The organism is Nonomuraea sp. NPDC049784 (genome assembly GCF_040659615.1).
Taxonomy (GTDB): domain Bacteria; phylum Actinomycetota; class Actinomycetes; order Streptosporangiales; family Streptosporangiaceae; genus Nonomuraea.
Window position 1 is genome coordinate 1 of sequence record NZ_JBFAMX010000308.1, and the last position, 11598, is coordinate 11598.

At 65.3% G+C, this 11598-nt stretch carries 9 protein-coding genes and 1 pseudogene; 6 read left to right on the top strand and 4 right to left on the bottom strand.

Annotated elements, in window-relative coordinates:
• Window positions 1-107 precede the first annotated feature (107 nt).
• From AB0J09_RS39865 to AB0J09_RS39880, 4 genes are all read left to right on the top strand, one after another.
• The gene (locus AB0J09_RS39865) at window positions 108-890 is read left to right on the top strand and encodes a Shedu anti-phage system protein SduA domain-containing protein (protein ID WP_360702850.1); all 783 of its coding nucleotides are present in this window, start codon (window positions 108-110) and stop codon (window positions 888-890) included.
• 366 nt (window positions 891-1256) lie between these two features.
• Window positions 1257-2333, top strand: coding sequence for a tyrosine-type recombinase/integrase (locus AB0J09_RS39870; protein WP_360702853.1), 1077 nt, complete (start codon window positions 1257-1259; stop codon window positions 2331-2333).
• On the top strand, window positions 2312-2674 hold the full coding sequence (locus AB0J09_RS39875; protein WP_360702856.1) for a helix-turn-helix transcriptional regulator: 363 nt from the start codon (window positions 2312-2314) through the stop codon (window positions 2672-2674). Before AB0J09_RS39870 ends, AB0J09_RS39875 begins: the two co-directional genes overlap by 22 nt.
• A 290-nt stretch (window positions 2675-2964) precedes the next feature.
• Window positions 2965-4101 carry a site-specific integrase gene (locus AB0J09_RS39880; protein WP_360702859.1) on the top strand — a complete coding sequence of 379 codons (1137 nt, stop codon included), beginning with the start codon at window positions 2965-2967 and terminating at the stop codon, window positions 4099-4101.
• A gap of 208 nt (window positions 4102-4309) precedes the next feature.
• Here AB0J09_RS39880 and AB0J09_RS39885 read toward each other — a convergent pair whose 3' ends face one another.
• Window positions 4310-4432, bottom strand: coding sequence for a hypothetical protein (locus AB0J09_RS39885; protein WP_360702862.1), 123 nt, complete (start codon window positions 4430-4432; stop codon window positions 4310-4312).
• A 13-nt stretch (window positions 4433-4445) separates the two neighbouring features.
• Complete coding sequence (locus tag AB0J09_RS39890) at window positions 4446-5705, bottom strand: MFS transporter (RefSeq protein WP_360702864.1); 1260 nt, start codon at window positions 5703-5705, stop codon at window positions 4446-4448.
• Window positions 5706-5772: 67 nt separating this feature from the next.
• Here AB0J09_RS39890 and AB0J09_RS39895 point away from each other — a divergent pair, with 67 nt between their 5' ends.
• Window positions 5773-6795 carry a LacI family DNA-binding transcriptional regulator gene (locus tag AB0J09_RS39895; RefSeq protein WP_360702872.1) on the top strand — a complete coding sequence of 341 codons (1023 nt, stop codon included), beginning with the start codon at window positions 5773-5775 and terminating at the stop codon, window positions 6793-6795.
• Between the two features lie 348 nt (window positions 6796-7143).
• Here the strand turns inward: AB0J09_RS39895 and AB0J09_RS39900 are convergent, their stop codons facing one another.
• Window positions 7144-8802: an ISAzo13 family transposase gene (locus AB0J09_RS39900; protein WP_360702867.1), complete on the bottom strand. Its 1659-nt coding sequence runs from the start codon at window positions 8800-8802 to the stop codon at window positions 7144-7146.
• A 672-nt stretch (window positions 8803-9474) separates the two neighbouring features.
• Between AB0J09_RS39900 and AB0J09_RS39905 the strand changes: the two genes are divergently transcribed.
• Window positions 9475-11166: a pentapeptide repeat-containing protein gene (locus AB0J09_RS39905; protein ID WP_360702869.1), complete on the top strand. Its 1692-nt coding sequence runs from the start codon at window positions 9475-9477 to the stop codon at window positions 11164-11166.
• 273 nt (window positions 11167-11439) lie between these two features.
• Here the strand turns inward: AB0J09_RS39905 and AB0J09_RS39910 are convergent.
• Window positions 11440-11598: pseudogene (locus tag AB0J09_RS39910) on the bottom strand (IS5/IS1182 family transposase); the annotation flags it as partial.

The window sequence follows — 11598 nt, forward strand, 5'->3', positions numbered from 1 at the left end:
GTCAAGGTCACTGTCTGAAAGATCCTGTTCTCGCCCTGCTTGAGTCACAGAAGACTACTTCGTCCCCAGGTCTCACGAGAGTCTGACAGAGAGGGTACGCTGCCTCTGTGACCGAAACTATGTCTCCTGCTGCGAATTTCCATCAGCCCTTCGTCGGACATCTGCCGGGCTATTTGGTCGCGAACAAGGCAACGGCGCCAGGGCGTCCCCTGCAAGAGGTCTACGATGCTGCGCTGATGGAGCGGTGGCGGGCGCTGCTCGACAGCTCGGCGTCGCAAGATGAGCGCCTTGTCCATACATTTCTGGAACGTCACCCGTCGCTGTTGCCCGGAGCTCATAGCGTTGACGGGGATTCGGGCCATTCGGCTTTCCCGATGGCTGTGATCTCCAAGCCGAAGTTGCCCGGGTTAAGCGACCGGGAGCCCGATTTCATGTGGCTCGCCACCGACAGTGAGTCCCTGTATCCGATCTTGATTGAGATCGAGACACCTCATAAGAAGTGGTTCCACGGGGACCGCGCTGAGATTCACAGCCACTTTACGCATGCCCAAGGGCAGCTCGCCGAATGGCGTGCATGGTTCAACCGCGGGCACAACCGTTCGGCGTTCCTGGAGCACTACCCCTCGGCGTCGCGCAACCACTGCCGCCGACTACGCCCACGTTGCCCGCATCGCCGGCGCTTCGTCCCAGGCGTAGCCAGGGCCGGGGAAGCAGCAGCACCAAACATGAATATCGCTCACGACGATGCCCTGTTTGCTGGCTGGTGTCTTGTTTTGGTAGTGGAAGCCTGCTACCGAGGAGGACAAGCCCTACCCAGAGAGCGGGCAGGTGTCTACCTGGATGATCTTCAAAGCGTGGCGCCCAGCGGAGATAGCGAGGGCCCGCGTTGACGCGTCCGATCGCTCGGGGAAGGGTTTGTCCCTCCACGGGAGAAGGCTTCCGCCACCGAGGAGGGAGTGTCCCATCCTCAGGCTCTTTCGACGGAAAGCAGCTGTCCCCTTCAGAACGATATATCCCCTCGGGCGAGGGGACTCGGGCAGGTCACGGCAAGTGCTCCAGATCGGGAAATATCTAAGCAATAGACGATCGGTTCCTCTGAGCTGATGCGAGGCCGGATGCGGCATCACCGCACCTGCGCCCCCACGTGCACTGGTATGAGCTGGTCTCTAGATCGACTTGAAGAGAGACAGCCATGGATGAAAAGATCATGCCCCGGTTGAAGTTGTTTCAGCCAGAGTGAACATCGAGGGGGCGGGTTGACGCTGGCGGTGGTGCGGCCTCTGCGGGATGTGAGGGCGCCGGCGACAGAGGAGGAGCTCGCCGATTTCGAGTTGGACGTGCTGTCCGAGTTCGTCCTCGCACGACTCTCGGCAGGGCTGGCCGACAGCACGATCCGGGGCGATGTCAGCCACCTCCAGCTAGTCCGGGATTGGTTCGACCGACCGCTGTGGGAGATGGAGCCCAGAGACGCGGATCGGTACTTCGGCACCGTCCTGCGCAACGCGTCGTCGGCGACCCGGGCGGCGCGGGCGCAGGTGTTGGTGACCTACTTCGAGTTTCTGGAGCTGCGTCACAAGGTCGAGTTACATGAGCTGACGGGCCGCGTGGTCGAGTGCCCGATCGACGAGATGAACCGCCCCCGCATGTCGGTCGATGCGCAGATCCGCATCCCGCCCACCGAGGTGGAGATCGAGCGGCTCTTCGCTGGCTGGCGCGAAGAGCTGGCATCCTGCCGGAAGTTCGCGCCGGCAGCTCGGAACTACGCGGTGTCCCGCCTGTCGGCGGATGTGGGATTGCGGATCAACGAAGCCTGCATGCTCGATCTGGACGATGTTCGCTGGGAGCTCGGGCGATTCGGCAAGCTTAATGTCCGGTACGGCAAAGGCTCTCGCCGGAAAGGGCCGAAGCAGCGCCTGGTCCCGTTGATCAACGGCGCAGACAGCGTGCTGACGTGGTTCGTGCAGGACGTCTGGAGCCAATTCGACACCGACCACTCCCTGCCGGGCGCGCCGTTGTTCCCCTCGGAACGTCGGCAGATTGACGGACCGGGGGCGCGCGCAGGAACTGATGTCGTCAGGCGCGCGTTGGCGGCCGCGGTCGACCGGCACCTACCGAGCTGGACAGGCAAGCTGACTCCGCACGTGCTGCGGCACTACTGCGCCAGCCAGCTCTACCGGGCGGGCGTGGACATCCTCGCAGTCCAGGAGCTACTTGGACATTCATGGATCTCCACGACGATGCGCTACATCCACGTGCACGGAACCCGCATCGAGGATGCGATCATGCGCGGACAGCAACGCGCCGCCCAGCGGTGGGAAGGGCTGATTCGATGAAATGGAACTTGCGCCTTGCGGCGGCCAACCGAGGCATCTGGAAGGCCAGCGAGTTGCGACGAATGCTCGCCGAGCGCGGCGTGGAAATGAGCGTCGGGAAGATGTCCGGGCTGTGGTCGGGTCAGCCCAACGTGCTGCGTCCAGAGGAACTGGACGCGTTCTGCGCGGTACTCGGTTGCGAGATCAGCGAACTGATCACTGCTGAACCTGAGGCTGTGCCGGCGCCTCAATCGAGGATGCAGGAACGTAGCAGCGCGGTCGGCCAGGACGGCGCCGTCGTGGACTCGACCCGGATAGTGACGCCGAGGGCGCAGACCGGCCGTTCGCTTCCGCCGCGGTGAAGCAGCAACCAGCCGGCGGGCCCTGCCCGGCGTGCGGAGGCCCGGTCGAGTCCAGCACGAGCCGCCGTGGTGGACGACCGCGCCAGTATTGCCGCACCTGCCGGCCGTCTCGAACGGAAGAGCGGCGAACTCCCCGCGACCAACAGGCCAGTGAACCATGCCAGACATGCGGGGGCGCCGTGGACCGCGATGCCGCTCAACGTCGCGGTGGGCGGCCCCGTCTGAACTGTGAGAAGTGCCGACCGGTGCGAACCAGTCGGCAGCCCGCCTCAGTACTTCGCCTCGACGACGTGATCGGTGATTTGATCATCTCCTCCACTCACCGTGCCGTGCTACAAAGGATGGCCGAGGCCGCCGCGGCCGCGAACTGGAGCGCCCAGACTTCCGGCCCGGCACTGGCCGGGCTGAGCCGCATCTTCGATCGGCACCCTGATGGACAGCCGGTCCGACTCAGTCAGCTGAACGCCGAACTCCGTCGTTCGAGCGGCGCCCGGCTGGCTCGCACGGTGCTCGACGAGGTCGGCCTCTTCCTCGACGACACCGAGTCCACGATGCGGCTGTGGATCGAACGCCAAAGCAGCACGCTTCCGGAGGGCTTCCGCGCCGACGTGCGCACCTGGCTGATCATCCTGCTGGAAGGCAGCGCGCGCACCAAGGCTCGATCGAAGTCAACGCTCTATGCCTACTTCGGACGAGTCCGGCCGCACCTCCTAGCTTGGTCGGAAACCCGGCACCAGCTGCGAGAGATCACAGAGAACGACATCTCCCAGGTGTTGAACGCGTTAACCGGCCACCAACGCGCCGGCACCTTCACCGCATTGCGGTCCCTGTTTCAGTTCGCCAAGCGCCACCGTCTGATCTTCGCCGACCCAACCCGCCGCTTGAGCGTCGGCCGGGCCCCAGCGCGCGTGTTGCAGCCCATGACGGACGCGGAGATCGCTGAAGTCAAGCAGGCAGCGGTGACGCCAGAACAGCGACTGGTCGTCGCCTTGGCCGCCGTCTACGCCATGCGCGCAAGCGCCATTCGCCATCTGACCCTTGACGACATCGACCTGCCCAGGCGGCAGATCCGGCTCAGCGGTCATCACAAGAAGCTGTCCGAGTTCGCGCACCGCGCCCTCGTCGACTGGTTGCATGATCGCCAACGCAAGTGGCCGCATACGCCCAACCGCCATGTTCTGATCTCGTGGAAGTCCGCTGCCGGCACCGAGCCCGTTAGCGACTACTACCTGACCTGGCGCCTGCTGCTTCTCGGCGTCCAGCTTGAGCAGATACGCGGTGACCGCGTCCTCCAGGAAGCACTCGTGGTCAACGCGGATCCGTTGCACCTGGAGCTGGTCTTCAACCTCAGTTCGCAGACCGCCATCGAGTACGCGGACATCGCCCGAAGCCTGCTAGAGCGTCCTATCGAGGCCGTGTTGAGCTGAACTCCAACCTGATCTTGATTCTGGCGGTCCTATCGACCGCTACACCGGGTGTATGCCACCCGCATCACCGCCGCCGAACGTGTGATTTTCGGAACTTGAGGCACAGAACCTTGAGCAGACACATTCGCGCACCTGGACATCGTGTCGCCTACAAGATCAATCTCGGCGAAAGCCCCGCAGTCAGTCCGTTGTGGCGCCTCGATCCCGGTCACGGCGGCGGGCGGTGGGGGGCGTACTGCCCCACGATCCATAGGCAGATCGCTTCCACGACGTAGTCTTGCTCGGCGTCGTCGAGCGCACGTCTGCTGGCGCCGCCTCGTCCGCTGATCATTTGTTTGAAGCTCTTAAGGCTCCGGAGTCCTGTGCGTTCGGGCTGGTCGCGTGCGAATCGAGTACGGCGTCTCGTCGGGAGAGCGGACGTCCGCTGCTCGCTTGAGCGCCGACAGTACCGGGATCGTCGCCAGAAGCACGGCGGTCAGTGCGGCGATGCCGAGAAACGCCTGCTGCACTCCGGTGGCGTCAGCGAGCAGGCCGAAGTATGCGGGGCCGGCGAGGTAACCGACATAGGCGACTGTGGAGATGGCGGACGTGGCTCGTCCGCGTGACTCGTCGGGGATCGGTCGAAGCCCGTAGGACAGCAAGGTGGGAAAGAGTATCGAGGTGCCTGCTGCGGCAGTGACGATGCCCACCAGTGCGAGCGGCAGCGTGGGCGCGAACGCCGTTAGGACGCCTCCGGTCGTGGCGATCACGCTTCCGCTGGCCAACGTGACGATCGGGCGTCGGAATGTGATCGTGGCGGCGGCGAAACGGGCCAGCGCGGCCGTCGTGGCGAACGCCGCCGGCGCGACGGCGGCCAGCGGGGACGAGGCTGCGAACTCGTCGGTCAGCAGGACAGCACACCAGGACTGGTAGGCATTCTCCGATGCGAACGCCAATGCGCCGATCGCACCGATCATGAGCAGGGCGATCCACCGCAACGCGCGACCGGCGTGCGTCGGCGCGTCCTGGCTCTTGGGTACGACAGCGTCCTGAGCGGGGACTGAGCGCGTCGCGGCGATAACGGCCAGACCGAGGGCCACGGTGACTACGGCGGCCGCGGCGAAGTTCGCCAGCAGGCTGTCCGCCAGTCCGGTAAGCGCACCGGCGCCCAGGCTGGAGACGGCGACCGTGGCGGAGAACGCCGCGTGCGAGCGGGCCACGATGGGGCGTCCGGTCCGCTTTTCAACCGTCGCCGCCAGCGTGTTGATCGCCACATCAGACGCTCCCGAACTGGCTCCTGCCAGGAGGATGCCGACGCATAACGCGGCATAGGTCGCCGATGTGACGGAAACCACGAGGCCCATGAGGCCCAGCAGTGCGAGCAGCACGCCGGCGACACGCAGCCCGAGCGCGTCGATGAGCCGCCCGGTCAGCAGCATGGCGGGCAGAGCCCCGGCGGCCACGAAGAGCAGCGCGATGCCGAACTCCGCATCGCTCACATCGGCCTGGGTTCGCAGCAGGGGGAGGCTGGCACCCCACACACCCCAGAAAGCGCCGAACCCGGCGAAGCCGAGGAACGGCGCGGCACGGAGCACTGTGGCGGGGCGAGCGATCTCGGTCGACATATGTGTAACGCTACACAAATAGGATGGTCCCGTGCCAACCAGCCGTAGACGTGTGACGCTGAAGGACGTGGCGGCTCGTGCGGGAGTGTCACCCATGACCGCCTCCTATGCCTTCACCCGGCCTGCGCGGGTCGCGACCGCCACCCGCGAGCGCGTGCACCGCGCGGCCAGCGAGCTGGGATATCGCCCGGACGCCGTGGGGCGTGCGCTGAAATCCGGTCGTACGCACCAACTCGGGGTGGTTTTCAGCGAGAACCTGGCGTATGCCTTCGACGATCCCCAAGCGGCACAGTTCCTGGCCGGGGTCGCAGAGGTCTGCGTCGAGGAAGGCCGAGGTCTCACCTTCATCCCCACGCGCGGCGACGCCGCAGACACTGATCGGGTGCTGTCCGCGGCAGTCGATGGTTTCGTGTTGTGGACCACCGCGGAGGACGATCCGGTGTTGGCGGCGGTCGCCGGCGATCCCCGCCCCGCCGTCATCCAGGGAGGTCCACCACGTCAGGGAATCACGTGTGTCACCCAGGACGACTACCGGGCCGCACGCGCGGTCGCCTCCCATGGACTCCGTGACGGCCGGACGCCCGTACTGATCTCATTCCCGCTCGATCGCCACCGCGAGCACATGGTGACGACCGGCGCGAACCTGCCGTCACGCGCACCGTTTCCCGTCACCGACGCCCGTCTGCGCGGCTACCGTACCGCCATCGAACAGGCCGGGCTCAGCTGGACGGGTGCACCCGTCGCTGTCGTGGCACGCAACACTCAGGCAGATGGCGCCGCGGCAGCGCGAGAACTCGCCCCCCAGCTCACTCCCCATGCGCTCATCATCGCCATGAGCGACGAACTCGCCCTAGGAGCCCACCAGACCCTCCACGAGACTCACCCGGAGGCGGCCTACCTCGGCTGGGACGCGTCACCAGCCGGCCAACGGCTCGGCATCACGTCCGTCACCAACCCGCTACGAGACCAAGGCCGCCGCTGCGCGCACCTGGCACTCCACCCCGACCAGCCGAACGGCCAAGAGATCCCATGGTCCATCACATCCGCATCCGCCTCCAGTACCGGCGCCTCCGACGCCCACGGGCTATAACCCCTTGAGCAGGCCCCACACATGCATCACTCGGCGGCTGGACAGGCCTCAACATCGGCGGTTCGCCGCGATGATGTCCGGTCTGGACATTCAATACGACCTCGGGGAGGGACACCCGCTGCTCGGACGCCGTATGCCTGATCTCGACCTGGTCACCGCGGCCTCGACATCACTCCATGGGCAGCTGATCGACGCCGAGGGATCAGCGGCTCGATAACCACCCACAGCTCGTCACTGACCTCCCACGGCTTCAGCCGCGCCATCCTCGCCCCTCTCGCCTTCGCTACCGCGAGCGATCAAAGCACAACAAAGATCATTCTGTTAGGGGTTCTTAGGACTTGCAGAGAATTAACACGCCGAGTTGATCTTGTTTGGAGTGGCACCAGTGCTGAGGGCGTAGGCGGTGAGGTCTGCTGCGGTGTAGAGGCGTTGATGGGTGGGCGGGATGGCGTAGCCAGCCTGTTCGAGGAGGGGCCGGATCTGGCGGATGGCCCGATTGGCGGTCATGAGGGTGACCTTGAACAGGTCCGCAAGAACTGCCTGAGGCAGGCCGAGACGGTGGTGCAAGATAGTGATCAGAAGGCGTTCGGGGAGAGTGAGGGCGGGGTGGCGGCCGGTCCCGGCCGCTACTTGACGTGGGCCACCGCGCTGACGGTGTAACTCGGCTTCTCGCTGTGTATGTCGCAGGTCAGTCAGCCGGTCGATGAGCTGGTCCCATTCATGCTGTGGCAGGCCGGTCAGGGTGGGGTGGGTCAGCCAGGCGTGATCGTCTCGGTCGCGTAGTAGCGCCGTGGCGGTGACCTCGGTGGTCTTGGTGGCTGTCAGCCATGCTGGTAACAGCGTGTAGTTCCAGTCACCGTGCCAGTCGTGGCTGGTGATGGGCAGGTCGGCCAGATGAGCGTCGCTGATGGTAACGCCGGTGGGGTACTGCCCGGTGTCCAGTTCGGCGTGCACGGTGAGCCCGGTCGTGGTGGTGGTCGCGGCGATGCTCTGCACGACGACTTCGTGGCTGGTCAGTGGCCTGCCCCGCCAGTTCATCGTGATGTGGCAGAACAACCGGTGCTCAATGCGGTTCCATTTCGACGTGCCGGGTGGCAAGTGGCAGACCGTGATGGCCAGGCCGGTCTGGGCGGCCAGTGCAGCGAGTTCGGCCTTCCACGCGCGGGTGCGGTATCCGTTCGAGCCACCCGCATCCGCGGTGATCAGCAACCGTCTCGCGTCCGGATAAGCGTTTTGTCCGGCGCCGTTCCACCAGCGGCGGATGGATTCCACGGCGAAGGCGGCGGTGTCGTGGTCGGTGCCGACGTTGACCCAGCCGCTGTCGGCGGCCAGGTCGTAGATGCCGTACGGGATGGCCTTGCCCAGCCGTGCATCGAGGAAGTCATGGGTGGCGACCGCGACTGGCTGACCCGTGGGTCGCCATTCCCGGCCGGCGTTTTTGAACGCGCCGATGAGTTCCTTCTTCTTGGTATCGACGCTCACCACCGGATCCCTGGCCGTCTGGTACTGCTTGATCTGCTCGTTGATGTAGCGGAACTGGGCGTCTCGATCCGGGTGCCGGCCACCCTCCAACGTCTTGACGTTGCCCTGCAGGCTGAACCCCTCCTGACGCAGCAGGTCTGCGACAGTATCGGCGCTGATCTTGTGCCCTTGGCGACACAGCTCCGCGGCGAGCTTGCGAGTCGAGATGGTCGTCCACCGCAATGGCGACATCGGATCCCCGCGCGTGTCCGGCTCGACCAAAGCCAGCAGCGCCGGCCGCAGTCCCGGATCGAGGTCGGCCACCCGCTTGCGTCCGCCACCAGGGCGGCGCACCCGGCCCAGCGGCTCCTGCCCCGACTCCAGTTCCTTGACCCCGGCCGATACCGTGGCCTCGCGAACCCCCGCAGCCCGGGCCACCACGCGGATCCCGCCATATCCCAGCAGACGGGCTTCGGCTCCCATCAGCAACCGCCGCTGACGCTCATCCAGATGCGGAAAGAGTGCCTCGAACTTCGCCGCCAGCATTGTCACAGTCTCTGCCGCCACACCCATACCACACCAACGAGAGACATCCTCGAAAGCTACGGGTTATTCCTCTGCAAGCCCTTAGCTGAACTCAACCTGGTTTTGATCATGAGCTGTCGAAAGCCCGTGGGTTCCATCGTGAAGACCTTCATTCACGCTGAACCCGCGGGGAACCCAGCGGCAAGATAGATGCTAAGCGCGCCCTTGCCTCAACCGATCAAGCTCTAATGATCGTGAAAGCGCAGCAGCAAGATGGTAGATCAGGGACTCTGAGCGATCACCCGGGGGAGATCAGCAAGGGTGCTAATGTATCGTCACTCCGCGACGGTACACAGGGGCAACCCTGGACACCCGCCGGTGTCCCTATCGGGTGAGTCTTGCGACTTTCGGACTTACCTTGCGAGAGTCCTCGCACCGTGCGGATTAAGTCTGCGACCTGGACGGTCTCTCCGGCTTTCAGCACCCGCCATCAACTGGTCAACTGGATGCATGTCGGAAAAGTGGATCACACGTGCCCTGGCCGGAGTGCTCATCGGGGCCGCAGTGTCATGGGTCTTGCGGTCACGGGCTGCCGCCCCTCGCTCTGCCAGTCAAGCCTTACAGAATCCGCCCGAGCCGCCATCTACATCCGAGGAGGCCGAAGCCGCCTCGCCACCGTCGTCGCGGTGGCGGGTGGGGCTAGCCGCAGGGATCGCCGCGCTCGCGCTGGCCGTCGTCGCCGGACTTGCCGCGCTGTACGCGCCCGCCCCTGGCTGGGCCCGCTGGGTTCTGCTCGGCATCGCCCTGACCGCGGTGATATCGCTGCTGCTGGCGTTGCTGCTCGGCCCTGGAGCGCGCCGACTGGCCGGGGAACGAGGCCCCCTGACCGATCGGGAACGGCGTGGCCTGTCGGCCAACGAGCGCATCGAGGCGGTCAACGCCGCCCGCCACACGGTGATCCAGGCCGCGACCGGATTGGTAGTGATCGGCGGTGCCGTGTTCACCGCCCAGGGCCTGTGGTACACCGCCCAGACCCTGGACACCGCCCGTCAAAGCCAGGCCGTCACCGAACAGGGACAGATTACCGACCGCTACACCAAGGCGGTCGACCAGCTTGGCTCTGGGAAGACCGACGCCCGCCTGGGCGGCGTCTACGCATTAGAGCGCCTTGCTAAGGACTCCCCTCGGGATCATTCGACGATCTACGACGTGCTGGCGGCGTTCGTCCGCGAACACGATCCCGCGCCGAAGGCAGCGCTACCGATGGAGCCGGCCACCGATGTTCAAGCGGCGCTGACGGTCATCGGCCGCCGGGACACCACCCAGGACCGACGGGAGAAAGGAAGCCTTCTCAGCTTGAAGGCAATCCGTGTCAAAGGCGCAACCTTGCCTGGCGCGGACCTAGCACGTGCGGACCTGACTGACGCCAATTTGAGCCGCGCGGACCTGAACCATGCGAACCTCAACCGTGCGGACCTGCCCCGCGCGAAGCTGGCGAGCGCGCGCCTGGATCGCGCGAAGCTGACCGGCACGAGCCTGAACCGCGCGGTCCTGACCGACGCGTTCCTGGTCTTTGCGGACCTGACCGGCGCGGACCTGCTTGGCGCGGACCTGACCGGCGCGGACCTGCGTTTCGCGGACCTGACCGGCAACGATCTGAGCTCCACGACCCTTGCCGGCGCTCGCCTGAAGGGCGCGAACCTGACCGACGCGGACCTGAGCCAAGTCCGGAGCCTGACCCGCGCGGAGCTGGATGTCGCGAACCTGACCCGCGCGAACCTGGATGGCGCGAAACTGACCGACGCGGACCTGGGAGGCGCGAACCTGACTGACGCGTACCTGAGAGGCGCGAACCTGGCCGGCGCGGACCTAGGCTTCTCCATGGACCCAAGCTACTCCGCGGACCCGAGCTTCTACGACGACCCAAGCGATCGGAAGGAGGTGCCCCCGACCCGCGCGAACCTGACCCGCGCGAACCTGGATGGCGCGAAGCTGACCCGCGCGAACTTGCAGGGGGCGAATCTGACCGGGGCGGACCTTAGTGGCGTCGACCTGACCGGCGCGGACTTGCGGGGGGTCACCGGCTTATCCGAGGCGGCTATACGCAAAGTCGCCAAGACAGACAGCACCACTCTCTTCGGCCCACCACCAAATGGAAGCCCTCTTAGCCCCGAAGATCGCCAGGAGACTTTGCGTCCACTGAATAAGGCGCTGATCACCGCAACGGAACTCGTCGACGCCGGTCTGGTCACCCACTTCAGCTTGCCTGACCACAAGCAGACCACATTTGCTCTGAGCTGGTCTGGGGCGTGCTGTTCGATTGTTATCTTGGGTTGCAGGTCTGTTCTCGCAGGTCAGACCGAGATGATCTTTTCTGTCACGTGAGGCACGTTAACTGATCTTCACAGCATGTTGCGATCGGGGCCGGCAGCCAGGGGCTTGGGCAGAAGGCATCCGTCTGGTGCCCACGCGACCGCCACCACACCACGAGCACCAAGGAGAGTCCATCGATCTACGGAAAGGCCGCACGACCTGAATGTTCCTGGCGCTCGAACAACCCGCCGGTTTCTCGTCTGGCCAGACCGTCCTTACTCGGGGATTAGGCAAGTAGCTGGTTGTGGCCAGTTCGTTCGGCGATTGTGTCGGCGAGCACGCGGCCTAGGGAGTGTCTGACAATTCGGTGTGCCGGAGCCAGAGCATGAGCGAGGCGATGGTGACGCCCGCCAGGTAGCGGGTGGCCAGTTTGTCGAAGCGGGTGGCGATGGCGCGCCATTGCTTGAGCTTGCCAATACAGCGTTCGACCAGGTTGCGCTGCTT